Origin of the sequence: Rhodanobacter denitrificans (assembly GCF_000230695.2) — a bacterium.
Classification (GTDB): domain Bacteria; phylum Pseudomonadota; class Gammaproteobacteria; order Xanthomonadales; family Rhodanobacteraceae; genus Rhodanobacter; species Rhodanobacter denitrificans.
The window spans coordinates 3,038,653-3,062,542 of record NC_020541.1 but is presented as its reverse complement, the minus strand read 5'-3'; the positions used below and the strand labels follow the sequence as shown (position 1 = coordinate 3,062,542).

The 23,890-nt window shown below is 69.1% G+C and carries 18 protein-coding genes and 1 tRNA gene; 17 read left to right on the top strand and 2 right to left on the bottom strand.

Translation table 11 applies throughout. The features are described from left to right. Positions 1-330 precede the first annotated feature (330 nt). The 3 genes from R2APBS1_RS14220 to R2APBS1_RS14210 all read left to right on the top strand — a co-directional run bounded on the left by R2APBS1_RS14220 (position 331) and on the right by R2APBS1_RS14210 (position 5,367). Positions 331-3,669 carry a TonB-dependent receptor gene (locus R2APBS1_RS14220; protein ID WP_015448455.1) on the top strand — a complete coding sequence of 1,113 codons (3,339 nt, stop codon included), beginning with the start codon at positions 331-333 and terminating at the stop codon, positions 3,667-3,669. 151 nt (positions 3,670-3,820) lie between these two features. Continuing rightward, positions 3,821-5,221, top strand: coding sequence for a nucleotide 5'-monophosphate nucleosidase PpnN (gene ppnN / locus R2APBS1_RS14215; RefSeq protein ID WP_007507498.1), 1,401 nt, complete (start codon positions 3,821-3,823; stop codon positions 5,219-5,221). A gap of 69 nt (positions 5,222-5,290) precedes the next feature. Then, positions 5,291-5,367, top strand: a tRNA-Asn gene (locus R2APBS1_RS14210). 123 nt (positions 5,368-5,490) lie between these two features. Here R2APBS1_RS14210 and R2APBS1_RS14205 read toward each other — a convergent pair. Both R2APBS1_RS14205 and R2APBS1_RS14200 read right to left on the bottom strand, forming a co-directional pair. Continuing rightward, positions 5,491-7,296 carry a GGDEF domain-containing protein gene (locus R2APBS1_RS14205; protein ID WP_007507499.1) on the bottom strand — a complete coding sequence of 602 codons (1,806 nt, stop codon included), beginning with the start codon at positions 7,294-7,296 and terminating at the stop codon, positions 5,491-5,493. Positions 7,297-7,312: 16 nt separating this feature from the next. After that, complete coding sequence (locus tag R2APBS1_RS14200; RefSeq protein WP_015448454.1) at positions 7,313-8,926, bottom strand: methyl-accepting chemotaxis protein; 1,614 nt, start codon at positions 8,924-8,926, stop codon at positions 7,313-7,315. Positions 8,927-9,364: 438 nt separating this feature from the next. Here R2APBS1_RS14200 and R2APBS1_RS14195 point away from each other — a divergent pair, with 438 nt between their 5' ends. From R2APBS1_RS14195 to R2APBS1_RS14130, 14 genes are all read left to right on the top strand, one after another. Then, positions 9,365-10,126, top strand: a complete 762-nt coding sequence (locus R2APBS1_RS14195; protein ID WP_007507504.1) for a helix-turn-helix domain-containing protein — start codon at positions 9,365-9,367, stop codon at positions 10,124-10,126. A gap of 126 nt (positions 10,127-10,252) precedes the next feature. Further along, positions 10,253-11,770: a copper-containing nitrite reductase gene (nirK, locus tag R2APBS1_RS14190; protein ID WP_007507508.1), complete on the top strand. Its 1,518-nt coding sequence runs from the start codon at positions 10,253-10,255 to the stop codon at positions 11,768-11,770. A gap of 218 nt (positions 11,771-11,988) precedes the next feature. Next, complete coding sequence (locus tag R2APBS1_RS14185) at positions 11,989-13,248, top strand: alginate export family protein (protein WP_015448453.1); 1,260 nt, start codon at positions 11,989-11,991, stop codon at positions 13,246-13,248. Positions 13,249-13,322: 74 nt separating this feature from the next. Continuing rightward, positions 13,323-13,604 carry a DUF2249 domain-containing protein gene (locus R2APBS1_RS14180; protein ID WP_015448452.1) on the top strand — a complete coding sequence of 94 codons (282 nt, stop codon included), beginning with the start codon at positions 13,323-13,325 and terminating at the stop codon, positions 13,602-13,604. Continuing rightward, the gene (locus R2APBS1_RS14175; protein ID WP_015448451.1) at positions 13,585-14,838 is read left to right on the top strand and encodes a hypothetical protein; all 1,254 of its coding nucleotides are present in this window, start codon (positions 13,585-13,587) and stop codon (positions 14,836-14,838) included. Before R2APBS1_RS14180 ends, R2APBS1_RS14175 begins: the two co-directional genes overlap by 20 nt. Next, positions 14,835-15,218 (top strand): putative zinc-binding protein, encoded by a 384-nt coding sequence (locus R2APBS1_RS14170; RefSeq protein ID WP_007507518.1) that lies wholly within the window; start codon positions 14,835-14,837, stop codon positions 15,216-15,218. The genes R2APBS1_RS14175 and R2APBS1_RS14170 overlap by 4 nt, the downstream gene beginning before the upstream one ends. A 201-nt stretch (positions 15,219-15,419) precedes the next feature. Then, complete coding sequence (gene nadA / locus R2APBS1_RS14165) at positions 15,420-16,445, top strand: quinolinate synthase NadA (RefSeq protein WP_015448450.1); 1,026 nt, start codon at positions 15,420-15,422, stop codon at positions 16,443-16,445. Beyond that, complete coding sequence (locus R2APBS1_RS14160) at positions 16,442-17,890, top strand: L-aspartate oxidase (protein WP_015448449.1); 1,449 nt, start codon at positions 16,442-16,444, stop codon at positions 17,888-17,890. Before nadA ends, R2APBS1_RS14160 begins: the two co-directional genes overlap by 4 nt. Before the next feature lie 103 nt (positions 17,891-17,993). Further along, positions 17,994-18,509, top strand: a complete 516-nt coding sequence (fabA, locus tag R2APBS1_RS14155) for a 3-hydroxyacyl-[acyl-carrier-protein] dehydratase FabA (protein WP_007507524.1) — start codon at positions 17,994-17,996, stop codon at positions 18,507-18,509. A 1-nt stretch (position 18,510) separates the two neighbouring features. Continuing rightward, positions 18,511-19,719 (top strand): beta-ketoacyl-ACP synthase I, encoded by a 1,209-nt coding sequence (fabB, locus tag R2APBS1_RS14150; RefSeq protein ID WP_015448448.1) that lies wholly within the window; start codon positions 18,511-18,513, stop codon positions 19,717-19,719. 23 nt (positions 19,720-19,742) lie between these two features. Further along, entirely contained in the window at positions 19,743-20,402 is a 660-nt protein-coding gene (trhA, locus tag R2APBS1_RS14145) for a PAQR family membrane homeostasis protein TrhA (protein ID WP_174315856.1), read from the top strand. Positions 20,403-20,594: 192 nt separating this feature from the next. After that, positions 20,595-21,353, top strand: a complete 759-nt coding sequence (gene deoC, locus R2APBS1_RS14140) for a deoxyribose-phosphate aldolase (protein ID WP_041676793.1) — start codon at positions 20,595-20,597, stop codon at positions 21,351-21,353. After that, a complete protein-coding gene (locus R2APBS1_RS14135) occupies positions 21,350-22,684 on the top strand; it encodes a thymidine phosphorylase (RefSeq protein WP_015448446.1) in 1,335 nt (444 codons plus the stop codon). The genes deoC and R2APBS1_RS14135 overlap by 4 nt, the downstream gene beginning before the upstream one ends. Next, positions 22,681-23,889: a phosphopentomutase gene (locus R2APBS1_RS14130; RefSeq protein WP_015448445.1), complete on the top strand. Its 1,209-nt coding sequence runs from the start codon at positions 22,681-22,683 to the stop codon at positions 23,887-23,889. Before R2APBS1_RS14135 ends, R2APBS1_RS14130 begins: the two co-directional genes overlap by 4 nt. Position 23,890 lies beyond the last annotated feature (1 nt).

The window sequence follows — 23,890 nt, the reverse complement described above, 5'->3', positions numbered from 1 at the left end:
GCAGGGACGCGATGGAGATGACGGGGCGAATCTATCCCATTGATCCGTAACGGTTCGCGACGCGGCTTGGGGGAAATTCGATGATGGCCGTCGACGTGTAGTTGTTACAAAAATGTCATACAATATCGTTAAAGTTGCTTAACAATCGCCGTAGGCGGAAAAGTTCGGCGAGCGAAGCTTATTTGCGGCTCCATGCTCCGTGGAGTGGCGGCGATACCACAACCGGGGTCACGCATTGCGTCCGGTCACGCCTGGCAGCTGACGGGCAGGCGGCGGTTTTGGCCCCAAACAAGCGTTTTTTTCGTTGCGAGCCTGAGGGACGACCCAAGAATGAACAGCCGAATTCGCGCCAAACTCCTGCCGTTTGCCATTGCCTCGCTGCTGGCGGCGTCGGTGCCCGCCATCGCGCAGGACACCTCCTCCTCGATCAGCGGCCGCGTGCTCGACGCGAAGGGCCAGCCGGTGGCCGGCGCCACCGTGCAGATCGTGCATGAGCCGTCGGGCACCACCAAGGTGGTCACCACCGACAGCAACGGCCGCTATGCGGCACAGGGCCTGCGCGTCGGTGGTCCGTTCGACGTGAAGGCCAGCAAGGACGGTGTGCAGGCCGACCACGACAACGTCTACCTGCAGCTGGCCCAGGAATCGGCCATCAACATCACGCTGGCCGGTGCCAGTGCGCAGCAGGCCACCGAACTGGGCGGCGTGACGGTCTCGGCCAGCACCCTGGCGCAGACCTTCAGCCCCGACAACAAGGGCATCTCGACCAACGTCTCCCGGCGCGAGATCGAGGCCATGCCGGCGCCGGACCGTTCGATCCAGAACATCGTCCGCCTCGACCCGCGCATCGTGATCACCGACCGCGAGCGCGGCGAGTTCTCGGCCATCGGCCAGAACAGCCGCTACAACAACATCACGGTGGACTCGGTCAGCGCGAACGATCCGTTCGGCCTGAACGCGAACGGCCTGCCGACGCTGGCCACGCCGATCTCGCAGGACACGATCGAGGAGTACAACATCTCCACGGCGAACTACGACACCTCCATCCGTCGGGGCGTGGGCGCCAACGTGAATGCCGTCACCAAGAGCGGCACCAACGATTTCCATGGTTCGGTCTACTACGTGTTCCAGAACCAGAACATGATCGGCAAGAACGAGAACGACGCGAAGTACACCGCGTTCGATCGCCAGTGGACGGGCGGCGCGACCGTGGGCGGCCCGATCGTCAAGGACAAGCTGTTCTTCTTCCTTTCCGCGGAAAAGAGCGTGAAGGTAGGCGCGGGCAGCCCGTATGGTCCGGCGGATTCCGGTGCTTCCACGCCGATCGCCGGGCTGACCTCGACCCAGGTGCAAAAGGTGATCGACGCCGCCAAGGCGCTGGGCCTGGCCGACCCGGGCAGCTACGGCGGCGGCAACACCAACCTGCAGGACAAGCGCTACCTCGGCAAGATCGACTGGAACATCAGCGACAACCACCGCGCCAGCTTCACCTACAGCCGCACCAAGGAAACCAAGCCGGTCATCACCGGTACCAACACCAACCTGGTCCTGTCCAGCGGCTGGTACACCACCAACGTCGACAACAAGAGCTACGCGCTGCACTTCTACGACGACTGGTCGTCGAACTTCTCCACCGACACCACGCTGTCGTACGCGAAGTTCGACCAGCTGCGCGGCCCCTACAACGGTGTCGCCAGCCCGGACGTGAGGGTGTACCCGACCACCTTCAGTGACGGCACTTCGGTGGAGTTCGGCACCGAGTACTCCAGCCAGGCCAACGTGCTCAAGACCAAGACGCTGAACTTCGCCTGGGCCGGCACCTATTACGCCGGTGACCACACGATCAAGGGCGGCTTCGACTACGAGCACAACGACATCTACAACCTGTTCATGCAGAATGCCTACGGCAGCTACACGTTCGAGGACAGTGCCGACATCAATCCGGCTACCGGCAATCCCTACACCGGCCTGGAGAACTTCAAGCGCGGCAGCTACTACCAGTACCGCTACAACCGCCCGGCGGACGGCCTGAGCACGGCCGACGTCGCCGCCGCCTTCCGCATGAAGCAGTGGGGCGTGTTCCTGCAGGATACCTGGCAGGTCAACCAGAACCTGTCGGTACAGTACGGCGTGCGCGTGGACATTCCGCTGGTCAGCGACCAGCCGCTGTACAACGCCAAGTTCGCCGCTGCCCCGGTAGCGGGCACGTACAACCCGGCCACCCACACTGGCACCCCGGCCACGGGCGGCTTCGGCCGCACCAACCAGACCACCATCAACGGCAACCGCGTGGTGCAGCCGCGCCTGTCGTTCAACTATGCGTTCGACACCGAGCGCATGACCCAGCTGCGCGGCGGTGCGGGCCTGTTCATCTCCAACCCGCCGACCGTGTGGCTTGGCAACATCTACTCCAACTCGGGCGTCACCCAGACCCAGTTCAACTGCGGTCCCACGCAGTCAGGCTGCAAGACCAACCTGCCGGCGTTCAGCGCCGACCCGCACCACCAGAACGACGGCACGCCGGGCACCGGCGCCCAGACCGTCAACACGATCGAGCCGGGCTTCCGCCTGCCGAGCGTGTGGAAGCTCAGCCTGGGCTTCGACAAGGAGCTGCCGTGGTGGGGCCTGATCGCCACCGCCGACTACGAGCACATCAAGGTGCGTGACGCGATCTGGTACCAGAACTACAACACCGGCGCGCCCACCGCCGTGCTGCCGGACGGCCGCTTCAGCTACTACAAGGACATTTCGCTGGATCCGCGCAACAAGGCACAGTCGAACCGCTACCTGGCCAACAAGGCGTTCACCGACGGCACCATCAACCTGGCTAACACCAGCCGCGGCAAGGCGGACAGCTTGGCGCTGTCGTTGAAGAAGCCGTTCTCGGAGGACTGGTCGGGCATGGTCGGCTTCACCTGGAGCCGCGCCACCGAGGTGAACCCGGGTACGTCGAGCGTCGCCCGTTCGAACTATGTCAACAGCTACATCACCAACCCGGGCGAGAACAAGGCGAGCCCGTCGAACTACTCGATTCCGCGCCGCGTGCTGGCGAGCCTGAACTGGCAGCATCGCTTCTTCGGCGACTACGCCACCAGCGCCAGCATCTTCTACGACGGCCACAACGCCGCTCCGTACAGCTGGGCCTTCGGCAACGACGCCAACGGCGACGGCGTCACCAACGACCTGGTCTACATTCCGAAGCCGGGCGAGGTGGAGTTCCGCTCCAATGTCAGCCAGCAGAGGATCGATCAGTTCTACGCCTACATCCAGAAGAACGACTACCTGAAGGATCACCAGGGCGGCATCGCCGGTCGCAACGGTGATCGCGCGGGCTGGATCAACCAGATCGACCTGAGCTTCAGCCAGGAGATTCCGGGCATCTTCAAGGGCAACAAGGGCATCATCAAGCTCGACGTCTACAACTTCACGAACCTGCTGAACAAGAAGTGGGGCATCGAGAAGCGGGTGGCCTTCCCGGGTGGCCGCGCCCTCGCCGACTACTACGGCGTGGATCCTGCCACCGGCAAGTACATCTACGACATCAGTGGCGGCAACTACACCAATGCGAACGGCAACTACGCGCCGCGCGCCATCCCGACCTACGTGAACTTCGGCGACGATCTCGCCCAGCGCTGGTCGGTGTTGCTGACGGTCAAGTACACGTTCTGATCGCCCGTCACCGGCTTGGCCCAGGACCGGCGCCCGCGAGGGCGCCGGTTTTTTCTTGTCTTGACCCATGCCTGCCGAGCAAGGGATGCTAGGCGGTCCGCCACGGCGCTGCATGAGGCAGCCATGCCGTCAGCGGCAGGAGAATTAGCGGATGAACGATTTTCAGGCCGGCCGTGCCGGCAAGCCCAGCACGGTCAGCGCACGGATCTCACCCATCGGCGGCCTGGACGTACTTTCGCGCCATGAAGTGGCGCGCCTGCGCGGCGCCAGCGGCTCGGGCCTGCATGCGCTGCTGCGCCGTTGCGCACTGGCGGTGCTGACATCGGGCAACATCAGCGATGATCCGCGCGCGATCCTGGAGCAGTATCCGGATTTCGACATCCAGGTGCTGCAGCAGGACCGCGGCATGAAGATCGAGCTGTCGAACGCACCGGCACAGGCGTTCGTGGACGGTCAGATCATCCGCGGCATCAACGAGCTGCTGGTCGCGGTGGTGCGCGACATCGTTTACGTGTCGACCCAGCTGGAACAGGTCGGCTTCGACCTGGACGCCTCCGCCGCGCTGACCCAGAGCGTGTTCGAGATCCTGCGCAACGCGCGCATCCTGAAGCCGCAGGTCGATCCGAACCTGGTGGTTTGCTGGGGCGGCCACTCGATCTCGCGCGAGGAGTACGACTACACCAAGCTGGTCGGCTACCAGCTCGGCCTGCGCGGGCTGGACATCTGCACCGGCTGCGGCCCCGGCGCGATGAAGGGGCCGATGAAGGGCGCCACCATCTCGCACGCCAAGCAGCGGCGCCGGCACAACCGCTACATCGGCATCACCGAGCCGGGCATCATCGCGGCCGAGTCGCCGAACCCGATCGTCAACCACCTGGTGATCATGCCGGACATCGAGAAGCGGCTGGAGGCGTTCGTGCGCCTGGGCCACGGCATCATCGTGTTCCCTGGCGGCGTCGGCACCGCCGAGGAAATCCTCTACCTGCTCGGCATCCTGCTGCACCCGGACAACGCCAGCACGCCGTTCCCGCTGATCTTCACCGGGCCGCGCCAGTCGGCCGCCTATTTCGAGCAGATCGACCGCTTCCTGCGGCTCAGCCTGGGCGACGAGGTGGCCCGGCACTACCAGATCGTGGTCGACGATCCGGAAACGGTCGCGAGGATGATGATCAAGGGCCTGGAAAAAGTGCGCCACAATCGGCTCGACACCAAGGATGCGTTCTTCTTCAACTGGGCGCTGCAGATTCCACTGGAGTTCCAGCAGCCGTTCCGCCCCACCCACGAGGCGATGCGCGCGCTGCAGATCCACCGCGAGCGTCCGCGGCACGCGCTGGCGGCCGACCTGCGTCGGGCGTTTTCCGGCATCGTCGCCGGCAACGTGAAGGAAGAAGGCGTGCAGGCGATCGAACAGCACGGCCCGTTCGCCATCGACGGCGACGCGGACATCATGCGGGCACTGGACAAGCTGCTGCAGGCCTTCGTCGACCAGCACCGCATGAAGCTTCCCGGCGGCACCGCGTACGTGCCGTGCTACCGGGTGCTGAGCGCCTGACGAAGTGCGGCGGCAGCCCCCGGCGCGGCTTGACAGTTTGTCGGGTGCTCAGCAAACTACGCAGCTCCCGCCCGAATAGCTCAGCCGGTTAGAGCACTTGACTGTTAATCAGGGGGTCGTTGGTTCGAGTCCAACTTCGGGCGCCAGATGTATCAAGGGCTTGCAGCGATGCAGGCCCTTTTTCTTGGCCGGCGTGTAAATCGTTGTGTCACCCAGCGCCGTCAATGTGGCAGCGAGCGCCGATTGCGCCAAAGCGGACCGTGTCCGGTTCAGGCGGCCGGCTCCGGCCATTCGCCTCCCATGGCGGCGAGCACGTGGAAGCCCAGCCGTCCGCGCTTGGCGTGGCGCTTGGCGCGCGCGGCCAGTGTAGCGATCAGCTCGGGGCGGCGTGGCGCCTGCGCCGGCACCTGCACCGCGCCGATCGACACCGTGGTCAGCGCGAACAACTGCCGTGCGCCGCGGCGGTCTTCGCCCTCGATGCCGCCCTGCGCGAGGTCCTGTTCGTCGAACAGCGCGCGGGACCGCTCGTTGAACGCGGCAATGATGCTGCGGCAGCGCGTTTCCCAGTCCCCGCTCTGGAACAGGATCATGAAATCGTCGCCGCCGATGTGGCCGACGAAGTCGTGCCGCGCATCGATGCTGGTGGTGACGATGGCGGCCAGCAGGCGGATCATCTCGTCGCCGCGGAAGTATCCGTACTGGTCGTTGAAGGGCTTGAAGTCGTTGAGGTCGATGTAGGCGGCGACGAACGGCCGCAGCTCGCGCATCAGCCGTTCGATGTGGGCGGTGACCGGAATGTTGCCGGGCAGGAACGTCAACGGATTGGCGTAGCGCGCCGCCTCGATGCGCTGCTCGGTGACCCGGCGCACCAGCGACTCGCCGGTGCCAAGGCCGAGGTAGCGCCCCTCGCGGGTGATGATGAAGCCGTCGGTGAGGTAGCGCTGGTCCTCGCCGCGCAGCACGTCGGTGAGGCTGTCCAGCGATTGCTGCTCGTCGCACAGCAGCGGCTCGGCGTGCATGAAGCTGATGCAGGACTTGCGCCCGAACAGCTCGCGTGCGAACGGCTGCGCCATGCGTTCGGCGAATATGCGGCGATTGATCAGGCCGACCGGACGGTCGTGGTCGGTCACCGCCACCGCGTGCAGCGACTCGTTGCGGCCAAACAGCGCAGCCACGTCGTCGTTGAGCTGCTGCACGGCGAGGCTCGGCGCGGCGATCGCCAGGTGCCCGACCTGCAGCGGCCGTTGCGTGACCGGCCCGCGGGGGTGCGGCGGCACCGGGACGGCGTGGATGCGGAAGGCGTCGCGTGCCTCGTCCCGTACATCGGCCACGAGGGACGGCAGGGGCACGCCGAGCAGATAGCCCTGGGCGTAGGAGATGCCCAGTTCGCGCAGCATGCGCAGGTCTTCCGCCTCTTCCACGCCTTCGCCGACCAGGTCCGCGCCCAGCGTCTCGGCCACGCGGCACAGCGCGCGCACGATGGCGAGCTTTCCCGCACTGCGCGCCAGCCCGTTGACCAGGTAGCGATCGATCTTCACCACGTCCGGATGCAGCTCGTTCCACATCTCGAAGTTGGAATGGCCGTTGCCGAAGTCGTCCAACGCAATGCGCGTGCCGCGGGCGCGCAGGTAGCCCAGCGCATGGGCCAGTTCGGCAGGGTCCTTGACGACGTCACGTTCGGTGATCTCCACCGTGACGCGCTCCATTCCGATGCCTGCGCCGGACAGCGCATCGATCACCTCGTCCGGTCGTAGGCCACCGTGCAGCACGGCCTGTGCGCTGAGGTTGACCAGAAGCCGACCATGGCCGTCCTGGGCCGCGAACGCGCCGCACACGGTACGTGCTGCCAGCAGCTCAAACTCGCCCAGCCGCCCCTTGGCACGCGCCAGGTCCAGCATGTCCAGCACGCTGAGGCCGGCGGCGGCCTCGGCCGGGCGGCTGAGGCCCTCGTGCGCCACCACCGTCAGGGTGTCCAGCCGCACGATCGGCTGGAACACCGCGCGCAGGCCGGCGCCGCCGGTGATCTGGTCAAGCAGCGACGCGTGGCGGGGATCCGGGCCGTAGGCTGGGGTCATGGCGGGAGTTCCGTGCTCATGCGAGTGCCTCGGCCGGCCGCAGGGCAGCCGGTTCCGCGACGGCTGCCTCGTCCGGGAGGGTGAAGAAGCCCACGTCGCGCACCAGCGCGGTGACGCTCTCCAGCATGGCGCGGCTGGCGGCTGCAGCCTGTTCGCCGAGTGCGGCGTTCTCCTGGGTCATCGCGTCCATGGCGATCACCGCCTGGCTGGCCGCCGCGATCTCGTCCGCCTGGGCGCGGCCTGCCGCGAGGATGGCGGTCACCGTCTCGGCCAGGCGGTCAACGCTGCTGCCGATGCTCTCGATCACCTCGCCGGTGCGGCTCACCCGCTCCAGGCCAGTGCGCACGGCTTGTTCGCTGCCGGTGATCAGGCGGCGAATGTCGCGCGCGGCCTCCGAGCTGCGCTGCGCCAGTTCGCGGACCTCCATGGCGACCACGGCGAAACCCTTGCCATGCTGACCGGCACGCGCGGCCTCGACTGCGGCGTTGAGTGCCAGCAGCCGGGTCTGGAAGGCAACCCGGTCGATCAGGTCGAGCATGTCGCCCATGCGGCGGCTGCTGCGCTCGATCGCGCCCATGGCATCGATCGCCTCGCCGACCGCGGTGCGGCCCAGCCCGGCCTGGCAGCGTGCCTCGTCCACCGCGCGATCGACCTGCGTGCCGAGCTGCCGATGCCCGGTCAGAGTGGCGGTGATGCGGGACATGGCGCCGGAGGTCTGCTCCAGCCGCATCGCCTGCAGCTCGGTGCGCCGGCTCAGCGCATCGTTGCCGTCGGCCATGCCCGATGCGCCGTGGCTGAGGGTGTCGGCACGCTGGCGCACGCGTCGCACCACCTGCACGAGTTGTCTGTCCATGCCGCCGAGACCGACCAGCAGGCGACCGATCTCGTCGTTGCGACCGGGGTCGACCGGCGTGCCCAGCGCACCCTCGCTGATCCGCGACGCCACGCGCGTGGCGGCTATCAGCCGCCTGGTGAGCTGGCGCAGGATGCGCAGGTCCATCCACAGCGTGAGGCCCATCGCCGCCAGCACCAGCGCGACCAGGGTATAGAGACCGACCTTGTTGACCCGGTGCTGGGCGGCGGCTGTGGCCTGGCCGTCGTCCAGCGCCGAACCGAACAGGTTGGAGAAGTCGCTCTGCAGCGGGCCGAAGGTGTCGTAGACGTCGCCGGATATTTTCAGCCGCGCCAGGTCGAACTGTTCCGCCTTGAGCAGCTGCATGGCCTCGTCCACCGCCTGGTCGGCTGCGGCGCGATGCACGTCGATCAGGCCGATCAGCTGCTTCTGCTGCGCTCCCAGGCCGCTCTCGAGCAGGCGTTGCCGGTACCTGGCGATGCTCACGCGGCGCGCCTCGATCAACGTCTGCGCATCGTCGACCGACGAGGGCAGCTCGGTGAGCGCGGCGTGGGTGAGTGTCTGCAGCACCGTGGCGTAGTCGTTCTGGATATGTCCCACCGCCGAGGCGGGTGCGAGCGTTTCGGACACCATGCTCTGCAGCCGCATGTCGGAGCGGTTGAGCAATCCGGCCGACACCAGCAGCACCAGCAACAACAGCGCCACCGTACCCGCGAGACGGGCGATCAGGCGTGCACCAAACGAGGACGGCGAGGGGAGAGACAATCGCGGAAGCATGGGGATACCGGCTGTCGGAGGAGCTTGTTTAGCGGCAGATCGGGTAGGGAGCTTGAGCGCTGTTTAAAATATTTCTGTTTTATTTCAGTGTCTTGAAGCGATCATGACGCTCCGCCCGATGTGCCCGCCCAGCATAGTCCGCGTACATGAAGGATCAGGGTCGCGGGGGCCGATGGTTGCTTCGGGAGAATCTGGTGGGCTGTTGATCAGGGGGCGCCGGTTCGAGTCCAACTTCGGGCGCCCGATGCCGGCCCTTGTTCTTTCCGGGCCGGCAAAAACCGGGCGCAGTCGTTGCTGCGACGTCATGCCCCGCGGCATTGCCCACCGCAACCGTCGCCGTTGCGTATCATCGCGATATGTTCCGCCCCATGTTGACGTGATGGCTGCGACCTGGCGCCATCACGCCCGAACCCCACGCGCGATCCCCACAGGTTCCCCATGCGCCACAACCACTCGGCAGGCCGCCTGCCCGAACCGCCCAGCCCGATCGCCGACGATGGCGACGAGACGCACTTCTGCCGCACCTGCGCATTCTCCGGCGCATGCATCGCCGAAGGTTACGGCAAGCCGGAGCTGGTTGCGCTGCACTGCCTGGTCGAGCACGTGGGGCCGTTCCACGCCGGCGAGCACATCTTCCGCACCGGCGATCCGTTCCGCTCGATCTTCGCGGTGCGCGCCGGCACGGTGAAGACCAGCATGGTCGACCCTGCCGGACGCGAACAGGTACTCGGCTTCTACCTGCCCGGCGAGGTGATCGGCCTCAACGCGATCTACCCGGATCAGTTTCCGTGCGATGCGGTGGCGCTGGACACGGCCTACTTCTGCCGCTTCTCGTTCCCCGCGATGAGCGCGCTGGCCACGCGCATGCCGGCGGTGCAGCAGCGGTTGTTCCGGCTGATCAGCAAGGAGCTCGGCATGGCCACCTTGCTGGCCGGCGACCACAACGCCGACGTGCGCATGGCCGCCTTCCTCACCGACCTGGCTGCGCGTTACGAGGAGCGCGGCTTCTCCGGCACGCGCTTCCATCTCAGCATGTCGCGCGGCGACATCGCCAACTACCTGCGCCTGGCGGCCGAGACGGTGAGCCGCGTGCTCAGCCGTTTCCGCCAGCAGGGATTGATCGAACTGGAGGGGCGCGAAATGGTGTTGCGCGACCCCGAGAGACTGCGCGAGATCGGCAAGAATCTGCTGCCGCAGTGAGTGGCTTCGCGGCAGCTGTGGCGGCTTGACGCAGCAGCCGTTTTCCATCGACAGAGATGACATACATCAAGCGCGTTTCGCGACGTCTCCCTAGGCTCTGCACGCAGAAACCACAGGGAGATACCCATGTCACGTTCGTTGTTCCTCATTCTTGCCGCGGCAGGCGCGCTGGCGCTTGCCGGCTGCTCCGGCAAGCCGTCCGCGGTATCGCCGGTAGGGGAGGCTGACGCCAGCCCCGCCGCGATCGCCGCCACCCACGGCGACTTCGGTCCGCCGCAGGGTGAGCCGATCCACGCGGTGCTGACCAGCCCGCCGCATGTGCCGCCGCCGGTGAACCGCAACTACCCGGCGAAGGTGATCGTGGAGCTGGAGGTGGTGGAGAAGGAGATGCCGATCTCCGAAGGCGTGAGCTACACGTTCTGGACCTTCGGTGGCACCGTGCCGGGCAGCTTCATCCGGGTGCGCCAGGGCGACACGGTGGAGTTCCACCTGAAGAACGCGCCGGACAGCAAGATGCCGCACAACATCGACCTGCACGGGGTGACCGGGCCGGGCGGCGGCGCGGCGTCGAGTTTCACCGCGCCGGGGCATGAATCGCGCTTCACCTTCAAGGCGCTGAACCAGGGCATCTACGTCTACCACTGCGCCACCGCGCCGGTGGGCATGCACATCGCCAACGGCATGTACGGGCTGATCCTGGTCGAGCCGCCGGAAGGCTTGCCGAAGGTCGACCACGAGTACTACGTGATGCAGGGCGACTTCTACACCACCGGCAAGTACCGGCAGAAGGGCCACCAGCCGTTCGACATGGAGAAGGCGATCGACGAGCACCCGACCTACGTGCTGTTCAACGGCAGGGAAGGCGCGCTCACCGGCGACAACGCACTGACCGCCAAGACCAACCAGACGGTGCGGCTGTTCGTGGGCAACGGCGGGCCGAACCTGGTGTCGAGCTTCCACGTGATCGGCGAGATCTTCGACAAGGTGCAGCCCGAAGGCGGCACGGTGGCGCAGCACAACGTGCAGACCACGCTGATCCCGTCCGGCGGCGCGGCGATGGTGGAGTTCCACACCGACGTGCCGGGCAGCTACGTGCTGGTCGACCACTCGATCTTCCGCGCGTTCAACAAGGGCGCGCTGGGCATCCTCAAGGTGGACGGCCCGGAAGACAAGACGATCTACTCGGGCAAGGAAGTGGACTCGGTCTACCTGGGCGACCGCTCGGAGCCGAACCTGAAGGCGGTGACCACGGCGGCGACGGCGCATGCGGCCGGCACGCTGACCAAGGCCGAGCAGGTCGCGGCGGGCAAGCAGCTGTTCACCGGGACCTGCTCGGTGTGCCATCAGGCGAACGGCGAGGGCCTGCCGAACGTGTTCCCGCCGCTGGCCAAGTCGGACTTCCTGGCGGCCGACCCGAAGCGGGCGATGACCATCGTGACGCACGGCCTGTCCGGCAAGGTCACGGTGAACGGCCACGAGTACGACTCGGTGATGCCGCCGATGAGCCAGCTCAACGACGACGAAGTGGCGAACATCCTCACCTACGTGCTGAACAGCTGGGGCAACCCGGGCGGGCAGTTCAGCAAGGAAGAGGTGACCAAGGCGCGCGCCGAGGCACCCGCCGCGGCGGCACCGGAGCACTGATCCGGGCCGTTCTTGAAAAACTGTCTGGAAGTAAAGACGTCCAGACGAAGCACTGCGTGAAACAACGCCGACCCCCGTGGCCGGCGTTGTCGTTTCGACGGCCAGCGTGGCCGCGGTGCGTTGTCACAGCCGCACCTTGCATGAGCGGTACTTGACCGGGATCAGCCCGGGCGCGCGCGCCGGCTTCGAGACTGCGCCGACCTCAAGGGAGCAACACCATGAATCATGCACGCAACCGTCTTTCGGCCGCCTGCCTGCTCGCCATCCTGGCCGCACCGGCCTGGGCGACCGGCGGAACCGTCAGTACCGGCGAGCCGGCAGCATCGGCCGGACCGTCCTGGCAACTGGAGTGGGATGCCCGCCTGCGTCACGAGCGGGTCGATGACGATGCGTTCGCGCGCAGCGCCGAGGCCGACACCGTGCGCCTGCGCCTCGGCCTGCATGGCGAGTTCGGGCACGGCTGGAGCGGCCTGGTCGAAGGCGCCGGCGTGGCCAGCGCCGGCAGCCGCTACAACAGCGGCGCCAATGGCCGCACCGCGTATCCGGCGGTGACCGATCCGCGCGGCGGCGAGTTCAACCAGTACTGGCTGCGCTGGCAGGGCGAGAAGCTCGGCGCCAGTGCGGGCCGCCAGCGGCTGCTGCTGGACAACCAGCGCTGGGTCGGCAACGTCGGCTGGCGCCAGCACGAGCAGACCTTCGACGCGCTCGAATTGCGCTGGCGGCCGTCGGCGGCGCTGACGCTGCGCTACGACTGGCTCGACCGCGTGCACCGGGTGGCCGGCCGCGATGCGCTGAATCCGCTCGCGCGCGAGCGCAAGTTGAACACCCATCTGTTCAACCTGGCCTGGAGCCGGGATGCCCAGCAATGGGTCGGCTATGCCTACCTGCACGAGGACCGCGACGTGGCCAGCGCTTCCAGTGCCACCTACGGCCTGCGCTGGAGCGGCAAGGCGCTGCGCGAAGGCAACGGTCTCGGCTGGACGCTGGAAGCGGCGCGGCAGTACGACTACGCCAACAACCCGCAGCATTTCGCACACGGCTACTGGCTGCTGGAGCCGAGCTGGACGCAGTCCGGGATCACCGCGAAGCTGGGCTGGGAGCACCTGGGCGGCGACGGCCGGCACGCGCTGCAGACGCCGCTGGCCACGCTGCACGCGTTCAATGGCTGGGACGACCAGTTCGGCGTGACCCCGCCCGGCGGGCTGGAGGATCGCTACGTCGGCGTCAACGGCAGCTTCGGTCGCGGCGGCGCTGCCGGCAAGCCGGGCTGGAGCGTGGCATATCACGACTACCGCGCCGACCGCGGCGCTCGCTACGGCAGCGAGTGGGATGCCGCGCTGACGTTTCCGCTGGCGCCGGGCCTCAGCGGCCTGCTGAAGGTGGCGGACTATCGCGCCGACGATTTCGGCCGCGACAGCGCGAAACTGTGGCTGCAACTGGAATGGCACGGCCGGCAGGCCGTGGCCGGTGCACCTTGAACGAAACCGCCATGCGCACCGGCGCGTTGACCCAGGTCAGCGCGCCGGCGCCGCCGCTGCGTTGAGATGGCGCCATGCACGCGAAACCCTCCCCGCAACACCGCGTCGACGACGCGGTACTTCCCGAACTCGACCTGCGCTGGCTGCCGTCGCCCGAGCCGATGCTGCGCGCGCTGGCGGCAGCCGAGGCGCTGTTGCCGGGGCAGGCGGTGCAGGTGCTCACGCCGCTGATGCCGCTGCCGCTGCTCGACGCACTGGCATCGCGCGGCATGCGGACGACGGCGTTCGCCCTGCCGACCGGCGGCGCGCGCGTGCTGATCCGCTGCCCGGACGGCGATGACGCAGCTTCGGCTTGAGCAGGCGCCGAAGCCGTCGCTGCCGCGGCGCTTCCTGCTCGGCGCGCCATGCTGGGGCATGCTGGCCGGCGCGCTGCTGATCGTCGATGGCGAGGTGGCGCTGCGCATGCGCTGGAACCCGGCCACGCTGGCGCTGGTGCACGTGTTCACGCTCGGCGTGCTGGGCAACGCGATGCTCGGCAGCGTGCTGCAGTTCCTGCCGGCCGCGGCCGGCGTGCGGGTGCGCGGCAGCGCGGTGCTGGGGCCGTGGCTGCATGGCCTGTTCAACCTCGGTGTGCTGCTGCTGGTGGCCGGTTTGCACCAACATTGGCGCCTGGCCCTGATCGCCGCGGCGCTGCTGCTGCCGCTGGCCTTCGTGCTGCTGGCGGCGATGACCGTGCCCGGCCTGCTGACCACGGCCGGGCAGCGCCTGCTGCGCGCGGGCTTCGGCGTGGCGATCGGCTTCGCCGTGCTCACCGCGCTGCTCGGCGGCCTGCTGGCGCTGGGCCTTGCCGGGCGCCTGGCCTTGCCGCTGGCCGCCATCGCCGACGTGCATGCAGGCTGGGGCGTGCTGGGCTGGGTGGTGGTGCTGATGGCCAGCGTGGCGCGGGTGGTGATGCCGATGTTCCAGGGTACCGGCACGGTGCGCGAGCCGATGCAGGCGGCGTGGCTGGGCAGCGCGGTGCTGATGCTGCTCGGCGCGGCTATCTGGCGTCTGGTCGATGGCGGTGGCGCCTGGCTGGTCGGCACGGTGGCTGTGCTCACGCTGGCGTTCGCCGTCGCCGGACTGTGGCTGCAATGGCGTGCGCCGCGGCTGCGCCGCGGGCCGCTGCTGTGGAGCTGGCGCGCCGGACTGATGGTGCTGGCGCTGGCTGCACTGGCGTTGCTCGCGGACGTGCGCGGCGGCATGCTGGCCGGTGCGCTGGGGCTGGGCGTCGCGCTGCCGCTGCTGGTCACCGGCATGATGCTGGAGATCGTGCCCTTCATCGGCTGGATCGAGCTGCACCGGCGCATCGGCCGCGGCGTGCAGCTGCCCGGCGTGCAGCGGCTGCTGCCGGTGCCCGAGAAGACCCGCGCGCTGCTGGCGCAACTGCCGCTGCTGCTGTTGCCGGCTGCCGTGCTGTGGCCGTCGGCGTGGCTGGCGCGTGTCGCCGGGCTGGCACTGGTGCTGGCGTGGGGCAGCGCGTGGTGGACGCTGCGCGGCGTGCGCCGGCGCGCGCATCTTTTCCTGTCGACCGTGGAGGCTCGCCCGTGAGTGCCAAGTTGCCGCTCGTCTATTCCTGCTCCGGCTGTTCCAGTGCGGCGCAGATGGCCAATCACCTGGCGCTGCAACTCGATCGAGCCGGCGTCGCCGAGATGTCCTGCATCGCCGGCGTCGGCGGCGGCGTCACCGGGCTGGTGCGCACGGCGCGGAGCGGGCGGCGCATCCTGGCGCTGGACGGCTGCGTGCTGAAGTGTGTCGCGGCCTGCCTCGCCAACGCGGGCGTGCTGGCCGATACCCACGTGGTGCTCTCCGAGCATGGCGTGAAGAAACGCCAGCACGCGGATTTCGATCCGGTCGAGGCGCAGCGGCTGTACGCCGCCGACGTGCTGCCGGCGGCGCAGGCGCTCGCCGCCACCGGGCAGGATGGTTGACGTGGGTCAAGGCGCGCGGGCGGTCGGGCCGGCCATGATGCCGCCCACCATGCCCGGCCCGATTTTCAGCGCGATCCCTTCACGGCCGTTGCCGCGCCGTTTGCCGCGGGCGGCGGAGCCTCCGGGCCGGCACGCCGCGCCCGTCTGCCGCGCCGCCACCGCCTGAGCCCATCCGTTTCCCTCCATCGAAAAGCGATCAGCATGACCGCCCCTGCAAACCTGCCCGTGCCGGTCTGGCGCGACGAACTGGAACACGAATACGCCGCACTGGCCGAGCGCCTCGAACCGCTGGTGCCGTGCCTGGAGATTCCGCTGCACCTGCCGTGGATCGACGCGATCAACAAGCTGAAGAAGCAGCGCGGCGCGGTGATCATGGCGCACAGCTACCAGTCGCCGGAGATCTTCCACGGCGTGGCCGACATCACCGGCGACTCGCTCGGCCTGGCCCAGGCCGCGGCCAGCTGCGATGCCGACCTGATCGTGCTGTGCGGCGTGCACTTCATGGCCGAGACCGCGAAGATCCTGGCGCCGCACAAGACTGTGCTGATCCCCGACCGGGAGGCCGGCTGCTCGCTGGCCTCCTCGATCACCGCCGCCGACGTGCGTGCGCTGCGCGCGCAGCATCCCGGCGCGCCGGTGGTGAGTTACGCCAACACCTCGGCTGCGGTGAAGGCGGAATCCGACGCGATCTGCACCTCGGCGAACGCGGTGCAGGTGGTGGAGGCGATGGGCGCGCCGAAGGTGATCTTCCTGCCCGACGAGTTCCTCGGCCGCCACATCGCCAAGCAGACGCAGGTGGAAATCGTCCTGTGGCACGGCCGCTGCGAAGTGCATGAGCGCTTCACCGCGCAGGAAGTGCGGCACGTGCGCGAGCAGTTCGGCACCAAGGTGGTGGCGCATCCGGAATGTTCGCCCGAGGTGCTGGCCGAGGCCGACTTCGTCGGCTCCACCACCGCCATGGGCAAGTGGCTGGCGCGCGAGAAGCCGGCCCGGGTGGCGATGGTCACCGAGTGCTCGATGGCCGACAACCTCAAGTCGCAGTTCCCGCAGACCGAGTTCATCAAGCCGTGCAACCTGTGTCCGCACATGCAGCGGATCACCTTGCAGAACATCTACGCCAGCCTGCGCGACCTGCGCCACGCGATCGAGATTCCCGACGACGTCAGCGCGCGCGCGCGCGCGGCGCTGGAGCGCATGCTGGCCATCGGGCGGCGCGAAAGCGTGTGAGGCACGCATACCTGCCAGTCGTGGTGGTGGGCGGCGGCGTGGCCGGGCTGGCGACGGCGCTGGCCATGGCGCCGGCGCCGGTGCGGCTGTTGTGTCGCGCCCACGATGGCTGCGGCAGCGCCAGTGCGCTGGCCCAGGGCGGCATCGCCGCGGCACTCGATCCGCAGGACAGCGCCGCCGCGCATGCCGCCGACACGCTGGCCGCCGGTGCGAACCACAACGACGCGGCGATGGTGCAGTGGCTGGCGGCCGAGGCGCCCGCGGCAATTGCGTGGCTGCAGGCGCAGGGGGTGGTTTTCGACAGCGATGCACAGGGTCGTCTGCAGCTTGGCCGGGAAGGCGGCCACGGCGCGGCGCGCATCGTGCACGCCGGCGGCGATGCCAGCGGGGCCGTGCTGGTGCAGGCACTGCGCGCCATGGCGCAGGCGGCGATGCACGTGCAGTGGCGCGGTGGTGTCGATGTCGATGGCCTGCTGCTGCGCGGAGGGCGCGTGGTGGGCGTGCGCACCCGCGACGAGCGCGGCCGTCATGAGCAAGTCGAGGCGGCGGCCGTGGTGCTGGCCACCGGCGGCATCGGCGCCTCGTACGCGCGCACCAGCAACCCGCCGGGCGCCGATGGCGCCGGTCTCGCGCTGGGACTGGCGGCGGGGGCCGCACCGCGCGACCTGGAGTTCGTGCAGTTCCATCCCACCGCGCTCGACGTGCCGGGCCACTGCCTGCCGCTGATCACCGAGGCGTTGCGCGGTGCCGGTGCCCGCCTGCACGATGCCGACGGCAACGCGCTGATGGCGGGGGTGCACCCGCTGGGCGACCTGGCTCCACGCGACGTAGTGTCGCGGCGCGTGGCTGCAGAACAGGCAGCGGGTGGGCGGGTCTGGCTCGACGCGACGGCAGTGGACGGCGATTGGGGAAAGCGCTTTCCTACCGTGCTGGCCGCGTGCCTGGCGCACGGTTTCGATCCGCGCCGGCAGGCGCTGCCGGTGACGCCGGCGGCGCATTTCCACATGGGCGGGTTGGCCACCGATGCGGACGGGCGCACCAGCGTGCCGGGCCTGTACGCGGTGGGCGAGGTGGCCTGCAATGGCGTGCACGGCGCCAATCGCCTGGCCAGCAATTCGCTGCTGGAAGGCGTGCTGTGCGGCCGCCGGCTGGGCCGGTTGCTGGCGGACGCGTCGGTATCGGCGTCCGGCAACGGCCCGCTTCGCGTGATCGAGCGCGGCGAAAGTCTGCCGTCCGACCAGCTCGCGGCGCTGCGCGAGCTGCTGTGGCGCTCGGCCGGCCCGGTACGCGAGGCCGGTGCCCTGCGCGATGCATGGCGGGCCTGCGCGGCGCTGGCCGAACTCGGCTGGCAGGCACGGCTGGCCAAGGCGCTGCTGCGCGCGATGCGCCTGCGCCGGCGTTCGCTGGGCGCGCATTGGCGGCAGGATCGCGGCTGTCCGCGCTGAGCCATTTCAATGCGCTTGCGTACGGCAAGCCGAGGTTGATCGGCGTCAAGACAGGACGGCGCGCAGCTGGCACACTGGGCGTTCCTCACCCCGCGAGTATTTCATGACACGTCCTTCCTCCTTCGACTACGAACAGCTGCGTGCCTGCGGTCGCGGCGAGCTGTTCGGCGACGACAACGCCCGTCTGCCTTCGCCGCCGATGCTGATGTTCGATCGCATCACGCAGATCTCCGAGGAAGGCGGTGCCTACGGCAAGGGTTTGATCCATGCCGAAATGGACGTCCATCCGAAGCTGTGGTTTTTCGACTGCCACTTCATCGGCGACCCGGTGATGCCCGGCTGCCTGGGCCTGGATGCGATGTGGCAGCTCAGCGGTTTCTTCCTGCCCTGGCTGGGCGAACCCGGTCGTGGCCGCGCACTCGGTGTGGGCAACGTGAAGTTCTCCGGCCAGGTGATGCCGACGGCCAAGCTGGTGCGCTACGAGATCGACATCCGCCGCGTGATGCGCGGCAAGCTGCGGCTGGTGATCGCCGACGGCAAGACCTTCGTCGACGATCGCCTGATCTACGAGGCCAGCGACATGCGCGTGGGCCTGTTCCAGACCACCGAGGGTTTTTGAGATGCGTCGTGTCGTAGTGACGGGCATGGGCATCGTGTCGTGCCTGGGCAATCTTCCGGCCACGGTGGCACGCGCGCTGCGCGACGGCCGCAGCGGCATCCAGGCGATCCCGGAGTACATCGAGCGCGGCCTGCGCAGCCACGTGGCGGGCGTGCCGCAGATCGATCTTGATGCCGCGATCGACCGCAAGCTGAAGCGCTTCATGGGTGACGCCGCGGCCTATGCCTACGTGGCGATGCGTTCGGCGATCGCCGACGCGGGGCTGGCCATCGAGCACATCCGCCATCCGCGCAGCGGCGTGATCGCCGGTTCCGGCGGCGGTTCGGCACAGTGGCAGATCGAGACCGGCGACATCCTGCGCGAGAAGGGCGTGCGCAAGATCGGCCCGTACATGGTGCCGCGCACGATGTGCTCGACCGTGTCCGCCTCGCTGGCCACCGCGTTCGGCATCCTGGGGCTGAGCTATTCGATCTCCGCGGCCTGCGCCACCTCGGCGCACTGTATCGGCGCTGCCGCCGACCTGATCCGCCACGGCGCGCAGGACGTGATGTTCGCCGGCGGCGGCGAGGAAGAACACTGGGGCATGACCGCGCAGTTCGATGCGATGGGCGCGCTGTCCAGCCACCACAACGATACGCCGGCCACCGCCTCGCGTCCCTATGACACCGGTCGCGACGGCTTCGTCATCGCCGGCGGCGGCGGCATGCTGGTGCTGGAAGAGTACGAGCACGCGAAGGCGCGCGGCGCACACATCCATGCCGAGCTGGTCGGCTACGGCGTCACCTCCGACGGTGCCGAGATGGTGGCGCCGTCGGGCGAGGGCGCGGTGCGCTGCATGCGGATGGCGCTGGCCGGCGTGGACGCGCCGGTCGACTACCTCAACACCCATGGCACCGCCACGCCGCTGGGCGACATCGTCGAACTCAATGCGGTGCGCGAAGTATTCGGCGAGGCGGTGCCGCCGCTGTCCTCGACCAAGGCGCTGACCGGCCATTCGCTCGGCGCGGCCAGCGTGCACGAGGCGATCTACAGCCTGCTGATGCTCAACGAGGGCTTCATGGCCGGCTCGGCCCACATCGACGAACTCGATCCGCGCGCCGAGGGCTTCCCGATCCTGCGCGAGAGCCGCCCGGCGCAGTTGGCCACGGTGATGTCGAACAGCTTCGGCTTCGGCGGCACCAACGCCAGCCTGGTGTTCGCCAAGGCGTGACGGCGCGCGCCCCGGCCATCCGCATGTCACCGACCCGCACCGCCACGATCGCCCGGCCGCAGAGCTGGCGCGAGGAACTGGCCAACAGCCTCAGCCACGGGCTGGGCCTGCTGCTGGCCATCGCCGGCCTGCCGGTGCTGGTGGTGCGGGCCGATCACCTCGACAGCGGTTATGCGATGGCCGGTGCGCTCAGTTTCGGCGGCAGCGCGGTGCTGCTGTACCTGGCCTCGACGCTGTACCACGCGATGGCGCATCCGAAGGCCAAGGCGGTCCTGCGCGCGCTCGATCATGCGGCGATCTACCTGCTGATCGCGGGAACCTACACGCCGATCACGCTGGGCGTGTTGCGCGGCGGCTGGGGCTGGGGGCTGTTCGGCCTGGTCTGGGGCCTGGCCCTGGCCGGCATGTTGTTCAAGGCGCTGGGCGGGATGCGTTTCCCGCACGTGTCCACCGCGCTGTACCTGGCCATGGGCTGGGTCGGCCTGATCGCGATCCACCCGCTGTGGGTGCGCATGGAAGCGGGCGGGCTGGCCTGGCTGGCCGCCGGCGGGCTGGCCTACAGCCTGGGCGTGGTGTTCTTCGTGCTGGACGAAAGGCTGCGCTACGGCCATTTCATCTGGCACCTGTTCGTGCTGGCCGGCACCACCTGCCACTTCTTCGCCGTGCTGTTCTACGCGTTCTGATCGACTTGTCGCAGATCAAGGAAGCCCCCGTCAGCGCGGCCTAGGCTGCAGGCTGGCAGGGTGTGGAAACCCGTCTGCCAGGCCGAGCCATGGAAGGCCAGTCGCGGATCAGGCACGCCAAGTGCCTGGGTTGGCGCGCTGGAAAAAGGCAGGACGATCCTTTTCCGACACGCCGCTGAAGATCCATGGAGCATGCCCGTGTCCGACGACCCCCACAGCCCGCGCGCCCTGGCGGCGCGTCTGTTGTCCCTGCTTGACCTGACCAGCCTGGGCGAGAGCGACACGCCGGCGCAGATCGAGGCGTTGTGCGCGAGCGCGCTGGCCGCGCCGGTGCTGCCGGCGGCGTTGTGCGTCTATCCAGAGCACGTGGCCGGCGCGCGGCGCCACTTGCAGGGCAGCACGATCAAGCTGGCGACGGTGGTGAATTTCCCCGATGGCGGCGGCGACCCGGCCCGGGTGGAGCGCGAAGCGCAGCGGGCGCTGGCGGCCGGCGCCGACGAGATCGACCTGGTGCTGCCGTACCGCGCGCTGCTGGCCGGCGACGCGGCCGTCGCCGGCGCGGTGGTGCGCGCCTGCCGCGCCGTCTGCGGCGACGGCATCGTGCTCAAGCTGATCGTCGAGAGCGGCGAGCTGGGTACGCCCGAACACATCCGTCAGGCGTGTGCGATCGGGCTCGAGGCCGGCGTGGATTTCCTCAAGACCTCCACCGGCAAGGTGCCGGTCAACGCGAGCCTGGCGGCCGCGGCGGTGATGCTCGATGCGATCGCCGAGGCGGGTGGGCGCTGCGGCTTCAAGGCGGCCGGCGGCATCCGCACGCTGGCCGATGCGGCCGCCTACCTGGACCTGGCCGAAGCCCGGCTCGGCCCGGGCTGGAGCGACCCGGCCCATTTCCGGATCGGCGCCAGCGCGCTGTTCGGCGCGCTGGTCGCGGCAGCCTCGGCGGCGTCGTGAGCGCGCAGCGTGCCACCGGCCTGATCCGCTGCAAGCGCGATGGCGGCCAGCTCGATGCCAGCCAGCTGCGTGCGGTGGCGCAGGGAATCGGCAGCGGCGCCTGGAGCGAAGGCCAGATCGCGGCATTCGCGATGGCGGTGGCGTGGCGCGGCATGAGCACGCCGGAGTGCCGCCAGTTCACCTTGGCGCTGCGCGATTCCGGCCAGTGCCTGCGCTGGGATCACCTGCCCGGGCCGACGCTGGACAAGCACTCCACCGGCGGCGTGGGCGACGGCGTGAGCCTGCTGCTGGCGCCGCTGCTGGCGGCCTGCGGCGGCTACGTGCCGATGATCTCCGGCCGCGGCCTGGGGCATACCGGCGGCACCCTCGACAAGCTGGAAAGCCTGGCCGGCTACGACGTGCATCCTTCCACCGCGCGTCTGCGCCAGGTGGTGGAGGAGGTCGGCTGCGCCATCGTCGGCCAGGGCGACGAGCTGGTGCCGGCCGATCGCCGGCTGTACGCAGTGCGCGATGTCACCGCCACGGTGGACGTGGCCGACCTGATGGTGGCCTCGATCCTCTCCAAGAAACTCGCCGGCGGCGCCCGCGTGCTGGTGCTGGACATCAAGACCGGCAACGGCGCCCAGCTGCCGGGGATGGCGGCTGCCCGCGCGCTGGCCGGGCGCATGCTGGCGGTTGCCGAAGGCAGCGGCCTCGACCTGCGGGTCGTGTACAGCGACATGGACCAGTTGCTGGGCCGCGAGGCGGGCAATGCGCTGGAACTGCGCGCCGTGCTCGACCTGCTGTGCAGTCGCGGCGACAACCCGCGCCTGCTCAGCTTGACCCTGGAGCTGGCCGCTGCGTTGCTCTGCACGGGCGGCCTGGCCGACGATCGGAACGATGCGGAACGGCGCCTGCGCCGCGCGCTGGACACGGGCGAGGCGGCCGAGCGCTTCGCGCGCATGGTGGTCGCCCTGGGCGGGCCGGCGGATCTGCTGCAGCGAGCGGACGTCCATCTGGCCAGGGCACCGATCCAACGCGAGGTTCGTTCGCCCGGCTCCGGCTACGTGGTGGCGGTGGATGTACGCGCGCTGGGCCAGGCGGTGGTCGAGCTGGGCGGCGGCCGCAGCCGGCCGGGCCAGGCACTGGACCACGCGGTAGGCCTGGCCGAGGTGCTCGGCTGCGGCAGCGCCGTCGAGGCCGGTCAGCCGCTGGCGATCATCCACGCCCGCCGCGCCGACGATGCCGAGGCGGTGCAGCGCAGGGTGGCCTGCGCCTTCCGGATCACCTCCGAGATGCCGCCGAGCCGGCCGCTGTGGCAATGGCACGTGCCGGCGGAGCGTGTTGCATGACCCGCGCGATCTGGCTGGTGTGCGATTCGCTGGGGCTCGGCGCCGCGCCCGATGCCGCCGCCTACGGCGACCTGGGCGCCGACACCTTTGGCCACATCGCCGCCGCGTGTGTCGCCGCGGCCCGCGGCCCGCTGCGCCTGCCGCAGTTCAGCCGGCTCGGCCTGCCGCAGGCGCATGCCGCGATCCACGGGCAGGCGGCGCCGGGCTTCGTCGGGCTGCCTGCGCCCGAGGGCCTGTGGGGCCATGCGGTGGAGCGCGCGCGCGGCAAGGACACGCCGTCGGGGCACTGGGAAACCGCCGGCGTGGTGCTGACGCAGCCGTTCGGGGTCTTCGGGCAGGCCGAGCATTCGTTCCCGCCCGCCCTGCTGCAGGCCCTGGTGACGCAGGGCGACGTGCCCGGCGTGCTCGGCAATTGCCATGCCTCCGGCACCGAGATCATCCAGCGCCTCGGCGCGGAGCATCTACGCAACGGCTGTCCGATCGTCTACACCTCGGCCGATTCGGTGTTCCAGATCGCCGCCCACGAGCAGGCGTTCGGCCTGGAGCGCCTGTACCGCCTGTGCGAGCTGGCACGCGCGTTGCTTGCCGACTACCACATCGGCCGGGTGATCGCGCGGCCGTTCGTCGGCGACGCGGAAACCGGCTTCAGCCGCACCGTGCACCGGCGCGACTATGCGCTGCCGCCGCCCGCGCCGACCCTGTTCGACGCGCTGCAGGCGGCCGGCGGCGAGGTGATTGCGATCGGCAAGATCGACGACATCTTTGCCCACCGCGGCGTGTCGCGGGTGGTGCACGCGTACGGCCACGACGCCCTGTTCGACGCCACGCTGGCGGCGATGGCGCAGGCCGGCGCGCACAGCCTGATCGCGACCAACTTCGTCGATTTCGACATGCTGTACGGCCACCGGCGCGACGTGCTCGGCTACGCCGCGGCACTGGAAGCGCTGGACGCGCGGCTGCCGGAGCTGCTGCAGGCGCTGCAGCCGGGCGACTTGCTGGTGGTCAGCGCCGACCACGGTTGCGACCCGGTCTGGCCGGGCAGCGACCACACCCGCGAATGCATCCCGGTGCTGGCGTTCGCGCCGGGGTTGGCGCCGCGTGCGCTGGGCCGGCGCGACAGCTTTGCCGACATCGGCCAGAGCATGGCCAGCCACCTCGGCCTGCCGCCGCTGGCGGCCGGCCGCAGCTTCCTTTCTCCCGCATGAC